Annotated in this window: 15 protein-coding genes; 7 read left to right on the plus strand and 8 right to left on the minus strand. The window is 53.5% G+C overall.

Translation table 11 applies throughout. The annotated features are described in order from the left end of the window. Window positions 1–32 precede the first annotated feature (32 nt). The 6 genes from HUN04_24485 to HUN04_24510 all read left to right on the plus strand — a co-directional run bounded on the left by HUN04_24485 (window position 33) and on the right by HUN04_24510 (window position 9,463). Window positions 33–1,529: an MFS transporter gene (locus tag HUN04_24485; GenBank protein WDP93399.1), complete on the plus strand. Its 1,497-nt coding sequence runs from the start codon at window positions 33–35 to the stop codon at window positions 1,527–1,529. An 822-nt stretch (window positions 1,530–2,351) separates the two neighbouring features. Beyond that, the gene (locus HUN04_24490) at window positions 2,352–6,794 is read left to right on the plus strand and encodes an FAD-dependent oxidoreductase (GenBank protein ID WDP92706.1); all 4,443 of its coding nucleotides are present in this window, start codon (window positions 2,352–2,354) and stop codon (window positions 6,792–6,794) included. A gap of 92 nt (window positions 6,795–6,886) precedes the next feature. After that, window positions 6,887–7,252 carry a hydrogenase iron-sulfur subunit gene (locus HUN04_24495; GenBank protein ID WDP92707.1) on the plus strand — a complete coding sequence of 122 codons (366 nt, stop codon included), beginning with the start codon at window positions 6,887–6,889 and terminating at the stop codon, window positions 7,250–7,252. A gap of 50 nt (window positions 7,253–7,302) precedes the next feature. Then, window positions 7,303–7,971 (plus strand): methylenetetrahydrofolate reductase C-terminal domain-containing protein, encoded by a 669-nt coding sequence (locus HUN04_24500; protein ID WDP92708.1) that lies wholly within the window; start codon window positions 7,303–7,305, stop codon window positions 7,969–7,971. Further along, window positions 7,968–8,900 (plus strand): methylenetetrahydrofolate reductase, encoded by a 933-nt coding sequence (locus HUN04_24505; GenBank protein WDP92709.1) that lies wholly within the window; start codon window positions 7,968–7,970, stop codon window positions 8,898–8,900. The genes HUN04_24500 and HUN04_24505 overlap by 4 nt, the downstream gene beginning before the upstream one ends. Window positions 8,901–9,073: 173 nt before the next feature. After that, entirely contained in the window at window positions 9,074–9,463 is a 390-nt protein-coding gene (locus HUN04_24510; protein WDP92710.1) for a YebG family protein, read from the plus strand. A 3-nt stretch (window positions 9,464–9,466) separates the two neighbouring features. Here HUN04_24510 and HUN04_24515 read toward each other — a convergent pair whose 3' ends face one another. From HUN04_24515 to HUN04_24540, 6 genes are all read right to left on the minus strand, one after another. Next, complete coding sequence (locus tag HUN04_24515; protein WDP92711.1) at window positions 9,467–10,159, minus strand: queuosine precursor transporter; 693 nt, start codon at window positions 10,157–10,159, stop codon at window positions 9,467–9,469. 303 nt (window positions 10,160–10,462) lie between these two features. Beyond that, on the minus strand, window positions 10,463–11,191 hold the full coding sequence (locus HUN04_24520) for a hypothetical protein (GenBank protein WDP92712.1): 729 nt from the start codon (window positions 11,189–11,191) through the stop codon (window positions 10,463–10,465). Window positions 11,192–11,217: 26 nt separating this feature from the next. Continuing rightward, a complete protein-coding gene (locus HUN04_24525; protein WDP92713.1) occupies window positions 11,218–11,856 on the minus strand; it encodes a LysE family translocator in 639 nt (212 codons plus the stop codon). 155 nt (window positions 11,857–12,011) lie between these two features. Further along, window positions 12,012–12,455 carry a hypothetical protein gene (locus HUN04_24530; protein ID WDP92714.1) on the minus strand — a complete coding sequence of 148 codons (444 nt, stop codon included), beginning with the start codon at window positions 12,453–12,455 and terminating at the stop codon, window positions 12,012–12,014. 298 nt (window positions 12,456–12,753) lie between these two features. Continuing rightward, complete coding sequence (locus HUN04_24535; GenBank protein WDP92715.1) at window positions 12,754–13,284, minus strand: hypothetical protein; 531 nt, start codon at window positions 13,282–13,284, stop codon at window positions 12,754–12,756. Between the two features lie 100 nt (window positions 13,285–13,384). Further along, complete coding sequence (locus tag HUN04_24540) at window positions 13,385–13,960, minus strand: class I SAM-dependent methyltransferase (GenBank protein ID WDP92716.1); 576 nt, start codon at window positions 13,958–13,960, stop codon at window positions 13,385–13,387. 526 nt (window positions 13,961–14,486) lie between these two features. Between HUN04_24540 and HUN04_24545 the strand changes: the two genes are divergently transcribed. Then, window positions 14,487–15,896: a hypothetical protein gene (locus tag HUN04_24545; protein ID WDP92717.1), complete on the plus strand. Its 1,410-nt coding sequence runs from the start codon at window positions 14,487–14,489 to the stop codon at window positions 15,894–15,896. 86 nt (window positions 15,897–15,982) lie between these two features. On the opposite strand, the gene HUN04_24550 is transcribed toward HUN04_24545, so the two are convergent. Together HUN04_24550 and HUN04_24555 are read right to left on the minus strand one after the other, a co-directional pair. Next, window positions 15,983–16,372, minus strand: coding sequence for a cytochrome c (locus HUN04_24550; protein WDP92718.1), 390 nt, complete (start codon window positions 16,370–16,372; stop codon window positions 15,983–15,985). Beyond that, window positions 16,341–18,053, minus strand: coding sequence for a DUF3373 family protein (locus HUN04_24555; GenBank protein ID WDP92719.1), 1,713 nt, complete (start codon window positions 18,051–18,053; stop codon window positions 16,341–16,343). Before HUN04_24555 ends, HUN04_24550 begins: the two co-directional genes overlap by 32 nt. Window positions 18,054–18,119: the final 66 nt, after the last annotated feature.

Here is an 18,119-nt window from a genome sequence, read left to right on the forward strand (position 1 = left end):
TCCAGGCCGTCTGCCACCCCAGGGTGGTGACCATGTGTTTTTTCGGGTTCTCTGCGGGGATTCCCATCCTTTTGATTTTTTCCTCCCTTTCCCTGTGGCTGAGGGAGGCCGGGGTGGACCGGTCTGCGGTGACCTTTTTTTCCTGGGCCGCCCTGGGATATTCCTTTAAATTTGTATGGGCCCCTCTGGTGGATCAGTTGCCCATCCCGTTTTTGACCCGGCGGCTGGGCCGGCGCCGTGCCTGGATCCTGACTGCCCAGGCTGCCATCATGGCGGCCATCGGCTGGATGGCAATGATAGACCCTGCAGGCGGACAGGCCCGCCTCCATCTCATGGCTGCGGCAGCCGTACTGCTGGGATTCTCTTCTGCTACCCAGGATATCGCCATCGACGCCTACCGCATTGAGTCGGCCGGAGAAGAACTCCAGGCCATGATGGCCTCGGCCTATATCGCAGGATATCGGGTGGGAATGGTGGTGGCGGGTGCCGGCGCCCTGTTTCTGGCAGACCTGTTCGGTTCGTCAAAGGGTCTCTACCATTACCCGGCCTGGCAGGCCACCTACTGGATCATGGCCGGCGTCATGGTGGTGGGGATGGTCACCACCCTGGTGATCCATGAGCCGGAAACCGGAATCACCGGTGCGCCGCCATTGGAGGCCGGGGGCCATGCCAGGGCATTTCTGCTTTTTATTCTGGCGGCCGGCGGCTTTGTGGGCTGGTTTTACCTGACCCGGGATGCGGCCCCCTGGCTGAAATCCATGCTGGGCGGCTGGATGATAAACGGGCACCTTTCAGGGTTTCTGGTGGAAGCTTTAAGGCTTTCCGGCGGAATTGCAACGGCCCTGGCCATTGTCCGGGGGCTTGCCGCTGCAGGGCTGGTGAACCGTGAGATGGTCAGAGCGACCTATATCGAACCTGTATCTGATTTTTTCAGCCGCTACGGCATCGCCGCCGCCTGGCTGATTCTGGCACTCATCGGCCTTTACCGGATTTCGGATATCGTTCTGGGGGTAATTTCCAATGTCTTTTACCAGGACCTGGGCTTTACCAAGACCCAGATTGCCGGCGTGGTGAAAACCTTCGGCCTGTTGATGACCATTGCCGGGGGATTCCTCGGGGGCGGCCTGACCTTAAGATACGGCGTCATGCCCATTCTATTTGCCGGGGCCCTGCTGTCGGCCCTGACCAACCTGCTCTTTGTGGCCATGGCCCAGTCCGGGCCCAGCATTGTCCTGCTCTATCTTGTGATTTCTGCGGACAATTTGGCCGCCGGTCTGGCATCGGCGGCCTTTGTGGCCTTTTTGTCCAGCCTGACCAATATCCGGTTTACAGCGATTCAGTATGCCGTGTTTTCTTCGCTGATGACGTTGATCCCCAAAGTGTTCTCAGGATATTCAGGCACCCTGGTGGACAGCCTGGGATACTCCTCTTTTTTCATGCTTACTGCTGCCATGGGGCTGCCTGTACTGGTTCTTATCGTTCTCTGCGGACGCTTTCTCACACCGGCCGAATCACGGCGGATGGATTGAATTTTTATCTTAAATTGATTTTTAACCGTTTATATTTGGAATAAATCCTTTCTTTCACCATTCATAAGAATACATATCCCACCGGGCGGATCTTCGAAACTTATAGGTATTTCACTTATTGCAAAAATTTTCGAAAAAATCGCCCGGCGTGAAAAGCGGACCGTAACGGGCGCCGTACGGGAGGATCGGCGAAAAGTATGGAAATAACAAGGCTAAATAACTCTTGACAAAGAAAATAGTTTTTCCTACTTAGAACTTGGGGAATGCCAACAAAAAAATCCTGATACCTGTATCCATAAGGACGAGCCACTGCGACCTGTCCTCCCTGAGCCTCGACCCTGAAGATTTCAGGATAAACCGTTGGCCGCATCCGGATGAAAACCCGGTTTCTCACATCACACCGCTTCCTATACCGGCCGGGAGCATCCGCAAGCGAAAAAGGTAAGATAGGGTATCCGCCCAAAGAATAAAACAATGTGTATGCGTAGACCCGCTTTATCAAATGGAGAGGTGACGTATAAGACTTGTGAAGTTCGTACAGAATAAACGCATCTGCATCGGACAGGAAACCGGTCACAGACCGGAGGGGAGTTTTGTCGAAGGCCGGCATCTGCATTGGACAGGATGCTTGGGCGGCCGCAGGATCCCCGTTTATATCTTGTCCCACAACGGGCCAGGGTACGGATGCATTCAATCAGGCGGATTAAAATTTTAAACCCGGTTGCCGGTATACGGTAACCGGGTTTTTGTTATTATCCGTGCCCGGTAAGTGACGGGCCGGAAAAATGGCCAATGGCTGTTAAAACGGTGAGGAGGTATGGAATGACTCGAGAGGTAACATCACAGAAGGATCTGGCAGGAGCCGTAATGGTGCTGGGCGGGGGCATTGCAGGGATGCAGTCCGCCATCGACCTGGCCAATTCCGGCTATTATGTCTATCTGGTTGAAAAATCTTACGCCATCGGCGGCATGATGGCCCGGCTGGATAAGACATTTCCGACCAACGACTGCACCATGTGAGTAATCTCACCCAAACTGGTCGAGGTCGGCCGGCATCTGAACATCGAATTGTTGACAAACACAGAACTTTTGGAACTGGACGGAGAGCAGGGGAACTTTACGGCCAAGATAAAAGAGCGTCCGCGTTATGTCGATCTTGCAAAATGTACCTCCTGCGGGGAATGCGCCAAGGTGTGTCCGGTGGAAACTCCCAGCGAACACAACCAGGGGCTGGCACCCCGGAAAGCCATTTTTAAACAATATGAACAGGCCATCCCAGGCGCCTATGGAATCTCCAAACGATCCATGGCACCGTGTAAGGCCACATGTCCCGCCCATGTCTCCATCCAGGGATTTATCGCCCTGATGCAGCAGGAAAAATACCATGAGGCCTTGAAGCTATTCAAGCAGGAGCATCCCTTTCCGGGCTCCTGCGGCAGGGTCTGCCACCATCCCTGTGAATCCGTATGTACCCGGGGGGATGCGGACCAGCCGCTGGCCATCCAATACCTTCACAGGTATCTTGCGGATCTGGATTTTGAAGGGGAGGATCCCTGGATTCCTGAAGTACCGGAAAAACGGGACGAAAAAGTCGCCATTGTCGGCTCCGGCCCGGCCGGACTCACCACCGCCTATTACCTGGCCCAGAAGGGGTACGGGGTGACGGTATTTGAAAAATTGCCCGTCAAGGGCGGGATGATGGCCGTGGGCATTCCCGAATACCGTCTGCCCAAGGCGGAGCTGGAAAAGGAAATCGCCGTCATAGAAAAGCTGGGGGTTGATATTAAGACCGGGGTGGCATTCGGAACGGACATCACCCTGGACAGCCTTAAATCCGACGGATATTCTGCTGTTTTCATGGCCACAGGCCTCCACGGGTCCAGGGGGCTGGGCGTCAAGGGTGAAGATCTGGACGGCGTGCTGAAAGGCACTGAATTTTTGAGAAACGCCGCCATGGGCAACGGTGAAAAACTCTCCGGCAAAACCGTGGTTATCGGCGGAGGCAACGTGGCTGTGGACGTGGCCCTTACCGCAAGGCGGCTGGGCTCGGACGATGTCACCATGGTCTGCCTGGAAAAGCGGGACGAGATGCCGGCCTGGGATTACGAAATCGAAGAGGCCCTGGAAGAAGGAGTGAAAATCGTCAACTCTTTGGGCCCCATAGGGTTCCACGGCACCGGCGGCAAAGTCGAAGAAGTCGCCTTCCAGGAATGTACTGCCGTATTCGACGAAAACGGCCGGTTTAACCCACAGTTCGACGACTGCAAGCTCACCTCCCACGACGCAGATAATGTCATCGTGGCCATCGGCCAGATGGGGGAAACGGATTTCGCGGACAAGGAAGGAATCCGCCTGACCCCGCCCGGCGGATACGAGGCCGATCCCGTGACCCTTCAGACCCCCATTGACTGGGTGTTTGCCGGCGGCGACGCCTATTACGGCCCCAAATCCGTGGTGGATGCCATTGCCTCGGGCAAGGAGGCGGCGGAATCCATTGACCGGTTCATCAACGGCAAGAACCTGAAAGCGGGCCGGGAAAAGAACTATGATTTTGAAAAACCGGAGATCATTGATGTACCCAAACTTGACCGGGTAAAACCCGAACATGTCCCCGTGGCGGGCAGGGAAGGCAACTTTGTGGAAGTCACCCAGGGCCTGGTTAAGGAACTGGTGGACCAGGAAGCGGCACGATGCCTTTCCTGCGGCATCTGTTCCGAGTGCTACCAGTGTGTGGAGGCCTGTCTGGCCGGGGCCATCGACCACGAGCAGCAACCCGTGGTCAGGGATGTCAGCGTGGGCGCGGTGATAATGACCACCGGCGCCACCACCTTTGATCCCTCCGGCATGTCTGATACCTATATGTACCACCGGTCCAAGAATGTGATGACCTCTCTGGAATTTGAGCGGATCCTCTCCGCCGGCGGTCCCACCATGGGACATCTGGTGCGGCCCTCGGACGAAAAAGAGCCGGAAAAAATCGCCTGGCTCCAGTGTATCGGTTCCAGGGACACCAACCGCTGCGGCAATGGGTATTGTTCCTCGGTCTGCTGCATGTATGCCATCAAGGATGCCATGATCGCCAAGGAACATTCGGAAAAAGACCTGGATGCGGCCATCTTCAATATGGATATGCGGGCCTTTGGAAAGGATTATGAAAAATACTACAACCGTGCCGCAGAACAGGACGGGGTGCGGTTCGTAAAATCCCGGATTCATTCGGTGACCGAGGAGCCGGGCACGGACAACCTGGTCCTCAAGTATGCCGATGAAGCGGGACAGATGCAGGAAGAGATTTTTGACATGGTTATCCTTTCGGTGGGGCTCACCATTCCCGAAGAGAGCAAGGCCCTTGCCTCCCGCATCGGTGTGAACCTGGACAAATACGGGTTTGTCCAGACCGCCACATTCAATCCCCTTGAAACCTCAAGGCCGGGAGTCTATGTCTCCGGCTCCTTCCAGAGCCCCAAGGATATCCCCTCCTCGGTGACCGAGGCGTCGGGATCCGCCGGTGCCGCCGGTATCCACCTGGCCCCGGCCCGCCACACACTGACCAAAACCGTGACCATGCCCGAAGAACGGGATGTCCTGGGTGAAGAACCCAGGGTCGGTGTTTTTGTCTGTCGCTGCGGCATCAATATTGCCGGCATCATTGATGTGGATGCCATTGAGAATTACGCCAAAAGCCTGCCCAATGTGGTCTACACCGGCGAGAACCTTTTTACCTGTTCCCAGGATACCCAGGTGACCATCAAGGAGGTGATCGACGAGCATAAACTCAACCGGGTGGTGGTGGCCTCCTGCACCCCCAAGACCCATGAGGGCATTTTCATGGATACCCTGGAGGAGGCCGGGCTCAATAAATACCTCTTTGAGATGGCCAATATCCGGAACCAGGATTCATGGATGCACTTCCACGAACCTGAGCAGGCCACAGCCAAGGCCAAGGACCTCATCCGCATGGCCGTGGCCAGGGTCTCCACCCTGGGGCCGCTGCACGATAAACGGATTTCCATCATTGACAAGGCCCTGGTCATCGGCGGCGGCATCGCCGGCATGACGGCGGCAAGGGGCCTGGCCGATCAGGGGTTCCATGTGACCCTCCTGGAAAAGGAAGACCGCTTAGGGGGACTTGGCAACCGGCTCCACCACACCATTGAGGGGGACGACATCCAGGCCTTTGTCAAGGATCTGATCAGCACCATGGAAAACCACGATAAGATTGACGTGCTTAAACAGGCCCTGGTGGTGGGATTCGGCGGCTACAAGGGCAACTTTAAAACCGAGGTTCTGGTGGGACCCGCCATGAAAGAGGTGAAAATAGACCACGGTGTCATGATCGTGGCCACCGGCGCCAACGAGTATAAACCCAAGGAGTTCCTCTACAACGAGAGCGATAATGTGGTCACCCAGCTGGAACTGGCCGATCTCATCGAAGAGGGCAGGGCCGACAACCTGGACCGGGTGGTGATGATCCAATGCGTGGGATCCCGGAACGAGGAAAATCCCAACTGCTCAAGGATCTGTTGCCAGAATGCGGTGAAGAACGCCATCGCCCTCAAGGAAAGAAACCCTGAGACGGATGTATTTATTCTTTACCGGGATATGCGGATGTATTCCATGATGGAAGAGTTCTACACCCAGGCACGGAACTTGGGGGTGATCTTCTCCCGGTTTGACCGGGATGATCCGCCCCAGGTGGCCCAGGCCGACGAAGGCCTCACCGTGACCTTCAGGGACCATGTCCTGGGCCGGCACATAGAGGCCTCCTGCGATATGGTGGCGCTGAGTGCCGGGGTGAAAGCCTCGGACACCGAGGAACTTTCCACCATTATCAAGACCCAGCGGAACCCCGAGGGCTTTTTCATGGAAGCCCATGTCAAGCTGCGGCCCGTGGATGCCGCCACTGAAGGGGTGTTCATCTGCGGCACGGCCCACGGTCCCAAGCTCATCACCGAGACCGTGTCCCAGGCCATGGCCGCGGCCTCCCGTGCCACCACCTTCCTGGCCCAGGATTACTTGACCCTGTCGGCGGTGGTGGCGGAAGTGGACCAGTCCCATTGCGCATCCTGCCTGGTCTGCGTCAGGTCCTGTCCCTACCATGTGCCGGTGATCAATGAGGAAGGGGTCTCCTATATCGACCCGGCGCTCTGCCAGGGCTGCGGGGTCTGCGCCTCGGAATGTCCGGCCAAAACCATAAAATTGAACTGGTATGAAGACGAATCATTGCTCAGCAAGGTGGAATCCCTGCTGGAGGGGGTAATATGACAAAAGAATTCGATCCGGCCACATTCGATCCGGTGATCCTGGCCTTTTGCTGTAATTACTGAGGGTATTCAGCCGCGGACCTGGCAGGTTCCATGAGACTGAAGATTCCCACAAGCTTTAGAATTATCCGTCTTCCCTGTACCGGTAAGCTGGACCTGATTCATGTACTCCGGGCCTTTGAAAAAGGCGCCGACGGTGTCTTCTGCGTCGGATGCATGGAAGGGGACTGTCACTTCAACCAGGGCAATTTCAGGGCCCGCAAGCGAATTGAGCAGGCGGCCCGGCTGCTGGACACGGTCGGCGTGGGCGGAGACCGGGTGAGAATGTACAACCTCTCCTCCGGCGAAGGACCGCTCTTTGCCCAGTATGCCACGGAAATGGTGGAACACATAAGGGAAATGGGGCCCAGCCCCATCCGGCTGCAAAAGCAGAAAACGGCCAGCAGTGCGGCCGCTTGAGACGCATGATCAAGCAGATGACTTATTAACCGCTGATATGAGGTATAGGTATGATAATAGCAGAGAAAAAACCCATTGAAGAGATCATTGAAGAGGTGAAGGGCTATGACCGCCTTCTCATCCTCGGGTGCAACGAATGCGTCACCGTGTGCGAGGCCGGGGGCAAAAAGGAAGTGGAGGTGCTTGCATCTGCCCTGCGCATGTATTTCATCACCCAGGGCAATGAAAAAGTGATTGATGAGCGGACCCTTGAACGCCAGTGCGACCATGAATACTTAGAAGAAATCCGGAGCAGTATTGACGATTACGATGCGGTGGTTTCCCTGGCCTGCGGGGTGGGGGTTCAGTTTACCGCAGAAAAATACCTGACCACCCCCATTCTGCCCGGGGTGAACACCGTCTGCCTTGGGGCCAATGAAGACCGGGGGCTGTGGACCGAACGATGCCAGGCCTGCGGCTCCTGTATCCTGGCGAGAACCGGCGGCATCTGCCCGGTGTCCAGGTGCGCCAAACGGGTGCTCAACGGCCCCTGCGGCGGTTCCACCAACGGCAAATGCGAGCTGGGCAAGGATACGGACTGCGCATGGCAGCTCATCGTCGACCGGCTAAAGGCGCTGGGCAAGATGGATGACTATGAAGTGGTTACCCCTATCAAAGACTGGTCCACCGACAGAGCTGGCGGCCCCAGAACCGTAACCAGGGAGGATGTGAAGATATGAGCGAGGTAAAGACTGAAAGCAGGCTGGAAAAGGTGATGAGAGCAGGCCACCTGGGCGTGACGTCGGAATGCGGTCCCCCCAGGGGCAGTGACCCGGAAGAAGTCCGGCACAAGGGCAAACTGATCAAGGACCATGTGGATGCCGTCAACGTGACGGACAACCAGACTGCCATGACCCGCATGTCATCGCTGGCTGCCTGTGTCCACCTCAAACTGGAGGGGCTGGAACCGGTTCTCCAGATGGTGACCCGGGACCGAAACCGTGTGGCGCTCCAAAGCGATATTCTGGGGGCGGCCTCATTTAATATAAACAATATGCTCTGCCTCTCCGGCGACCACCAGAGTTTCGGCGACTGTGCCCAGGGCCAGAACGTCCATGACCTGGATTCCATGCAGCTGGTCCAGACCGTAAGGTATATGCGGGACGAGGGCAAGTTCCTGGGCGGGGATGATATACACCGGCCGCCCAAGATGTTTGTGGGCGCGGCCGCCAATCCCTTTGCCGACCCCTTCGAGATCCGGATCCCGAGACTGGCCAAGAAAATTGCCTGCGGCGCGGAATTTATCCAGACCCAGTGTATCTACAATATAGATAAGTTCAAGGAATGGATCCGCAGGGCCGTGGACCGGGGGCTGACGGAAAAGGCCTTTATCATGGCCGGGATGACCCCCATGAAGTCCGTGGGTATGGCCAAATATATGAAGAGCAAGGTGCCCGGCATGGACGTGCCCGATGAGATCATCAAGCGGCTTTCGGGTGTGGAAAAGGGCAAGCAGGCCCAGGAAGGCATCGACATCTGCGTTGAGCACATCCAGGAACTCAAGGAGGTGGATGGCGTGGCCGGTTTCCATGTCATGGCCATTGAATGGGAAGAAAAAGTACCCGAGATCGTTGAGCGGGCAGGGCTCTATCCCCGGCCCGAAGTATAAATGGAATATATGTGTTAGACAAAATGCGTTAGGCTGTAGTACGGCCCCGGTTCAGGAAAATCCTTTACCGGGGCCTCTTTTTTTATTATGAGATAGTACAAATGAGTTGAACGCCCCGTTTTGGGTCCATCACCGGAAACAGAACCCGAAGGAGAGAACCGCAAGGAGATAATATGGCTGTAATCGTCAAATATATTGTTGTCAGGAATGGAGAGGAAAAAATGACGTTTGTGACAAAGAAAGAGGCAGACGCCTATGACAAGATGCTGGATATTGCCGACAATCTTTTTAATTTCCTCGGAGACGCAGACCTGAACCTTGACGAGAACCAGCAGGAAGAAATATCCCTCCTCCTGGCCCAGCGCAGGGATGAGATCATGCCCCTTTTAAGGGGGATGAAACCCAAAAAAGAGGCGGCCCCGGCTAAAAAGCCCGCTGCAAAGGCGCCGGCTAAAAAAGCTCCGGCAAAAAAGGCATCCGCCGCCAAACCTGCCCCCGGTAAGTCAAAGGCGCCGGCAAAGCCTGCCAAGGCCGCTTCCGCAGCAAAGAAAACAGCAGGGTAACCTTTAGCTGCCTGCCGGTATCTTTCCTTTATCGAACCACCGGCGGGCAACATAGATGAAGGGGGTGTCCGCCGCCCCCACCACCCATTTGAGAATATAGGTGGTCCAGAAAATTTCTATCAGCGCCCCGGTCGGATATACCCCCCAGAAGGCCACAATGGTGAAGAGGGAAGAATCAATGAACTGGCTGGCCATGGTGGATGCGTTGTTGCGCAGCCACAGGAAGCGTTTGGCCGGGAATCTGTTTTTCCAGAATTCAAATGCCCATACATCGTGGGTCTGGGAGATGAGATAGGCCAGGAGGCTGGCGCCTGCAATCCTGGGCATGAACCCGAAAATGGTGGAAAGGCTTTGCTGGGCAAAATCATCGGCTGCCGGGGCAAAGGCCAGGGCCAGGTTCATGAGCCCCGTCATCACCACCAGGGAAAAGAGACCGATGTAAACCGCTTTTCTGGCGTCCTTTTTACCGTAAATTTCCGAGAGAATATCCGTCACCAGAAAAGATGAGGCATAGACAATATTGCCAAGGGTTGCCGTGATGCCGAAAAGGTCCACCAGTTTGATGACCTGTACATTGGCCACGATGGCCGCCAGGGGCACCCAGGCGTACAGCCCGGTGCGTCCGAAAAAACGGTATGCGATGAGGATGCATCCGAAGTTGACGGCCAGCATGGCCGCCCAGAGAAGTTCGTTCAAGTTAATTCTCCAGTTTTGTTGAGGCGGGTAGCTGTGACCGCCGGGTTAAATATTCAAAAGGGTGGCAAACCTACCAGATTTTAACCAAAAAATCAAATGACCACCGCCGCGCTTGCAGGGTGATCCCATGAACGTATGGAGGAACCCGGCAGGGGCAGGGCAAAGGCGCGCCGCTAAACTTCAGCGGTCTTCCTGACCGCTGAAGCGCGATCCGGCCGGCCTTTGTCGTCCATGACAGTCCGGCCTCCGACGCCGCTCTGCCCCTTTGCCCCCCCCTGCCTGGACATCGGGGCCTGTCAGGCATCAGGGGATGTCCGTAAAGTATGCCCGGGTGTCCACCACCCGGTGGATGGTGTAGGGGGCGCCCGGCCTCAGGATAAACTCGCTGGCCCCGAAGGGGGCATTGGGATTGCCCCAGTCATAGGTATAGCCCAGCCCGGTCCAGGGGATCCCGGGGCGGGTCCTGAAATCCTGGAAATATAGGTTTTTGTAGAAATTGGCATAGTCCGAGATTCCGGCCACCCGGGGCAGGGGATCCGGAAATGAAAGGTCGCATTTTTTATCGTCCACTTCCGGGTCCATGCAGGGACGGAACATGTCGGCCGGATCCACCCAGAGTTCGATAAACACATCATAGGTCCAATCCGGTTTCAGCCCCAGGTACTGCTTGAGCCGAAGCTCAAGGGCGGCCTGTTCTGTGCCGGGGTGGGTCTTAAGGTAGTTCCTGCCGAATGCCCGGACCTGGGGGGCGGTTGTCACCCAGGTGACATAGGCTTCCGCGCCATCCGTCCGGGTTTTTCCCTTGTAAAAGCGCTCGTAACTGTTCCGGCTCTTCCACATGACCACCAGCACCCGGTTGCCATCCGGGTGAAAGATAAGGTCGGGATTATCTGGCCGGACCGGTATCAGGTTGTCGTACACATCCTTGGGCGCCACCACGGATGCGTCCTGCACTGCCCTGTCAAACTGCGTGGTAGCGGTGCAGGAGATGATATTCAGACATGCCAGAATAAGGATAAAATACGGTTTCACGATGCGTTCCTCTGAAGTGATTGGGATTACATTTTATCGGTAGTCGCCAATTTGACGCCCAGGCCGATAAATAGTCCCCCCAACCCGCGATCCATCCAACGGGATACTTTTTTATTGTTGCTGAGATATGAGGTCAGTTTTCCCCCGATAAGAATGAGAGGCGGTTCAACAAAGGCGGCGGTAGCTATGATAAGAAACCCATGAAGGAATAATTGCGCACTGACCGGGCCGGCGCCTTCCACCGCGAATTGCGGGAGGAAAGCGAGGAAAAATACCGCAACTTTCGGATTTAATACCGACACTAAAATCCCCTGTTTAAAAATTTTTAGCAGACCTTTGGAAGCGGCATGATCTGTTGTGGAGATTAATACGCCTTTCGAACACAGTGCATGGATTCCGAGCCAGATGAGATAGGCTGCTCCCGCCCATTTTACAACCAGGAAGGCCATGGCAGATGTGGCCAGGATCGCAGATAAACCCAAGGCGGCAAAAAGAACATGAATAAACGCGCCGGACCAGATGCCGAACATGGCCGAAAAGCCTGAAGAGATGCCCCTCCTGGCTGTTTGCCCAAGGATAAACGCCATGTCTGGTCCTGGTGATAAATTTAACAAAAAGGCCGCTGTAAAAAAGGTAACCCAATGTGAAAACGTATAATCGAACATTATTTAAATCCTATGTGGTTTAAGACGTTAGCGCCGCCCTTCACCCGCCGGGCGTGAACACCGGAAGCAGTTGAAAAGAGACAAAATTTGTTAATGTAAAACCCTTCCGAAAGGCCGCGCAGTAAGCCTGGTTCCTCTCCAGCGTTTTATACACATTATATTGTTATTACCTGTTTGCAAATATCATCTCCGTTTAATATTGATTTTTGCAATTCTACTTTTACTGGACGGTTATAAATAGTTTCGAATATTTGTTTTGTATAGCCCACTGTACAGTTACAAAGAAAAGGATGGTTTATTTTTCCACTTGTTACCATACCACACGAGCATTGTTGATATTCTATTACAATATCACTGCCTTGTTTCTGAATGGTCGGTTTGTTTTGGTATAGCTCGCGGTGGCAAATTTCAAATATTAAATCATCGTCTGAGAAAGTACTAACAGACTGACGAACTTTCAGAATTTTACTGTAATCGTTTGAAGATTTAATGCATTCTCTACCACAATTTTCAACAATTTTAATTGCAACTTCATCACCAACTAAATTTAATTCATGCAAAATGGTATTAATCCATTTCGATTTATCATCAGTTTCCATTCTGGCCTCTTACGTTGGTCTTTGATGTGTATAAAAGTGGTGATAACTGGAAATTTTACATACCCTATAACTGTAAAAAATTCCCATGTTATCTCGTACTATCAACTCCGTCCTGGAAAAAAATATTCCAGGTGATCACTTTGTTTTAAGCTTTCCATGATAGCCCATTTTATCAAGATGTTTATGGAAAGCATCTTTTAGTCGACAAAATTGGAGATTAACTGACATCTCATTTTAGATCAAGTCCAGGCTTTTATATCTGCTTCGGGTGGCATCGGGGCCGTCTGAATCTACAGTGCTACTCTTGTTCAGAGCAAAGAAATAATTGAATTTCCCCCGAGCAGCTCCCGTTGACATGCATATGGCATTTGCCGATTCCAGGGATAAACCGATGCGTTATTCCAAGCGCATCTAACCAGCATTTGATTCTGTATAGAACACCGCAGTCATACCGTTCAATAACGCCCAGCCGTTTAATCCCTGCGTAAGCGAAGCATTTATTTTGATTAAATTCCCATGCCATTTTGTTTTGTTCAGGATAGGTGAATCTCACATTCATAAATTCAGGAATCATTAATTGGGCGGCTTCGTCAAAAAACGATTTAAATTCATCATAGTCTTCAATCGGCTGAATGCAATCCAAGGTGTTTCTCACCCGTTTAATTTCAATTGAAGACAGCGACTTTATCGCTGATTTGTTGAGCTTGTTTGCCACCTCAATCCCAAATTCTTGCAGGCAGTGGAAAAACCACATGCCGTCATGGGTCATCCAGCATTTGTTCAGAAGATCCACAGTCTCTTTCTGGGTAATATTTGGGGCTTTTTGCAAGGTCACCTCCTGTTAAAACAGTGCCATATCATATCAATGGATAAGGGGGCTTCAGCCGCGGGGCCCTCTGCTTGGGCCGAATGCTTTTTGCAATGTGCCTTCACTGTTTATGAAAGATAAACGCATCAAAATTTAATCCCTCAATTTTTTGGGAAACCAGATTACAATCGGTTGTATACCTGTTCGGATCGGCAGCGTCGGGATGTGACGCATCACTTTTTCTTATCATCTCAATCGACTTTTGATTCGGCTCGAAAAAGCAGAGGACTCCGTTGGATTTGGCGGTGCGGATAAATTCCTGAATAACCTTTATCCGTTGGGATTCTTCAATGTGATGAAGTGTCCCCTGGCAAAAAATGGCATCAAAAGTATGATCATCATATGGAATGTCATTGGCGTTAAAAGGGTGAAACTCAATCAGATGATCAACTTGAACTTTTTCTGCATTCTGACGCCAGTTTTGATTGGCGTAAATGGTGTCATCATCCCCCGGTTCCCCGGTAATCACTTTATAACCATTCAAGGCAAGGGTTATTGACAGACTGCCCATCCCTGTTCCGACCTCTAAAATTTCAGCGGGTTTGGGCAAGTGTAATTCTTTTATCACTTTATCTGTATCCACCGCCGAAAAACGATACGCGTCTCCTAAAATTTCAATCGCTTTTGTGATGCTCATATTACCTCCCCTCTTTTTTTCAGCTTTTTAGCAGCTATGGTAAATGAAAAAAAATCCATAATAATAAACCGTATAGACATAAAATTAATCCGTTTGTTGAGATATCTGTGAAAGTTAGAACAATATGTTTTCCATTTTCCCTGTATCCGAATAGTAAGAAGTTGAATCTGGAAATCGAACTGGAAGAATATCCTGATCCGTACCGGGAATGCAAGGGGAAAGAAATACGATAATAGGTCCGGGGTGTCTGGGGGGATAGGCCGTGGTGCGGAAGAACGCTGTATTGGTGTATGGGCTGCCGGCTGCCAGGACGGCGAAGAGGGTAGGCCATTTACTGCATTCCCGTTGAGGACGGGCGGGAATACTGAAACGGAAGCGTTTCCCCGAGCCACGGCAGGATTATGCTCGAAAATAAAATAATGCCTGGGCCCCGGTCCATCCAATCCGGGGTTGATCGGGGAAGGGGATGGGAATATACTTGGGGTCTCCATAAGTAAGAACCCTATTTCCATTAGAGGTAAATCCTATGAAAGAAAAACCGGTTTCAATTAAACTGGAAGATATCGGCGAGGTGGTGGCCCGCCGCCTTGGCCGTCTGGACCATATCAACTGCTATATCGGTTCCAATGCGGCTACGCCAACGGCAAGTATAGACGCGCTTACCCGTGCCATTAAAGACGAGGAGTGCAGACTGCCCTTCATGAACATGTTCCACATTCTTCTCCATGGACCCGTGCCCTATGTTGAGGCGGGACTCCAGGACCGGGTCATTGCCTATTCCATGTTTTCCGGCGGGGATGTCAGGCAGGCGGCAGACCAGGGCCGTGCCTATTACCTGCCCTGTACCCTGGCCAATATGGACCGGCTCATGGGCAAAGGCTGCGGGTACGAGATGGACATGGTGATCATGAAGGTCCGGCAGAACCCGGCCACCGGGGAATTCAGCCTGGGTCTCTCCGTGGACGCCGTCCATGCGGCCCTTGAGACCGCAAAACTGGTCATTGCCGAAGTGGACCCTTCCATGCCCTTCACCCACGGGCAGAGCATCATACCGGCCCAGGACATTGACTATATCATCGAGGAGGGTGTCAGGCCCGTGTATACCTTTGATGCACCGGATTTTGAAAAGCTCACCAATGAGGAAAAACGGATCGGGGAACTGATCTGCGGCCATTTTCTGGCGGACGGCACCACCCTGCAGGTGGGCATCGGCAAAATCCCCGATGCGGTGGTGGGGGTGATTGCCCGGTCCGGGGTAAAGGATCTGGGGGTGCAGACCGAGCTGTACGGGGACGGGCTCATGTATCTCCAGGAGAGGGGCATCATCACCAATAAGAAAAAGAAGATCAATACCGGCTATTCCACCACCAGCCTGATCATGGGCTCAAAAGCGCTGTACGACTATGTGGACATGCGGGCCCAGGTCCAGATGCGGCCCTGCACCTACACCAATGCGGCCCGGACCGTCCAGGACTGCGCCCCGTTTTTATCGGTGAACACGGCCATCGGGGTGGATCTTTCCGGCAATGTATGGGCGGATTTCATTGATCCTTCCCGTTACTACGGCGGGGTGGGGGGACAGCCCGATTTTGTCCGGGCCCTGAGCCATAAAAAATACGGCACCCCGGTGATCGCCATGAAAAGTCTGACCCATAAGGGGGAATCCAAGATCGTGACGGCCTGCCCCTCGGGCATCACCCTCACCGCCTCGGCCTACGACGGGGTGGTCATTGTCACCGAATACGGCATCGCCGACCTGCGCGACCTGCCCTGGGGGTATAAGGGGCTTGCCATTGCCAGCATTTCCCACCCCGACCACAGGGAGCGGCTGCTGAAAACCATTTATGAGGATCCAAGGATGACCAAGCCCAAGGGATTCTCCCTGGATAAAGTGCCGCCGGGGGTAACCCTGTATTCGGGCAATACGGCTGTGTGATGGGGCTGGATCGGAAGGGGGGAATGCCGTGCCGCTGCTTTTCAATGCCGGCGGCACGGTTGATTTCCTTTAACGCTGTCTATCCCTTATTTGCATTTGGCCGGGGTCGGCGAATCAAATGCATATTTATGAAGGTAGGAAAAAATATTGTTCCGGTCTTTTTCGGATAGTTTTTCCCATTCTGCCGCGCATTCCAGTTTTTTATACTTGTTGGGCTTGAACACCCGTTTCCACTGGGCCTGGGTTTTGCTGTCAGGGCTTAGGGATTCTGCTGTACCGCTGTCGCTGTGACAGGTGCGGCAGCTTTTTCGAAAGGAATATTTTCCTTTGCGGTAGTTGCCGTCGCCGGCGGAAACCGCTGCAACGGATAAACAGATCATGGACAGGCTGAGCACCATAAAAAGGATGATTTTTTTCACTTTGTTTTTCTCCTGAATTAAGTGTTTAGAATTTAACTGTGGCTGACAGGTATACATTCCAGACTTTATCAACAACCGGGAACAGGGTGTCCAGGGCATTGGCATCGGATATGGCGACCGGCGCACCTAACGGATTGCCGCTGCCGGTGTATTCATAGTTGTAATAGCGTCCGCCGAGTTTCACGAAAAAATTGTCCGCGAAAACGGGCTGAATATAATAGGTTTCAAATACGTGGCCCCGGGCCCCCAGTTTGGAATCCACCAGGGAATCCTCGGCCCCTGAAAAATTAAACCAGTATTTTGACCCCCAGTTGTATTCCAGGCCCAGGCGACCGTCGTAGGGCATGGGGAAAATGGCGCCGGCGTAGATGCTGTAGCCGTCCCGGCTTTCAAGTTCCCCGTTGGAATTCAGCAGGCCGTAGCCCAGAAGATTGTAAAAGGGATGCTGGGAGGTCTGCTCCGGGCTGGTATGGCTCCAGGCAAAAGAGAGGAATAAATCAATGTCCTTGTCAAATCTCTCGGACAGATTGGTTCTCAGCAGCAGGGTGGCGGCGGTCCAGTCCCCGATGTTGGTTGTGGGCTCGGTGCGGCTGATATAGGATCCCGTGTTCTGGGCAAAGGTATAGGTGCCGTCGGCGTTCTGGGTGACGGTAAAGGGCATGACGGTCTGGCCTGTGAACCCGTCGGTGATGTCCGGGGCATGGGCCACATTAATGACGGCACTGGTGGTGTCGTCGTCATAGGCGGTGGCAATGAAGCCCAGCATGTTGACATCGTCCACCGGGGAGGTGGCCGACATGGAACTGCTGTTGCCGAAGCCGCTTTCAAATCCCACGCCGTAGCATAGTTTGAATGCCGCCCCCGGAATGCCTGTCAGGTCTTCAAGGCCGAAATTAAGGGAGGCTCCGTCAAACTGCCAGTTGATGATGTGGGCCAGGGGAGACCCGCCTTCAAGGCTGTATTCCCCGTATTCAAGGGGAGGGCCGTCGGTGGAGGGGCGGCGGCCCAGGGAAAAGTTCAGGGGCAGGTTTTCAAGGGGGTGCTTATAATTGAAATAGGCCCTCTCCAGGTGGATGGTGTCCCCGCTGGGCAGGCTTGAGGTGGTCCCGTCCAGGGAAATATTACTCATGCTGCCGTTGTAATACTGGACTTCGGAGCTGTCCCCCCAGACTTTATAGGCGGCCAGCCTGCCTGCGAAACTGAGCTGGGGATTGATTTTCGCCTTCATATTGATGCGGAACCGGTTGGTGAAAATCGCGTCATTGTCCACATCGCTTTTTTCGGCTGCGGGAATGGTATTGGTGGCTGCCATATTGTTCAGTGCCGTCTGGATCTGGGTGGCCGTCGCACCGTTGAATCCGCCGCTTCCCACGGGTGTGAAAAAATTTGTCATCATGGAAGCGGGGGCTGTCAGGACATCGTCATAATGTATGGAATCCCCCCGGCTTCTCAATTCGATGCCCAGGGAGAGCTTGTCTGTGGCGGTGTGCAGTTCGGCCTGGTTGAGGCGTTCATCCATCTCTTCCATCGCCTCTGCTTCTTCGGCTTTTTCTTCCTCCATATCCGCAAGTTTCTGCTGCACCTGGGTCATCATTTCCGTCAACTGGGCCAATTGCTTTTTCAGCGTCTCCACCTCGGTATCGGCCCACAGGGGCGAAGAACCGGGGCCGGCCCATAGGAAGCAACTCAAGAATGCCAATAAAAAAATCGTTTTTATCACTTGCCTGTTTTTTTTCATCCAATTCTCCTTTTTCATCCAAACGTAGTATTATTTTTCTGCTTTTTTTGGGCAGCAGGACGCCCT

Origin of the sequence: Desulfobacter sp. (assembly GCA_028768525.1) — a bacterium.
Taxonomy (GTDB): domain Bacteria; phylum Desulfobacterota; class Desulfobacteria; order Desulfobacterales; family Desulfobacteraceae; genus Desulfobacter.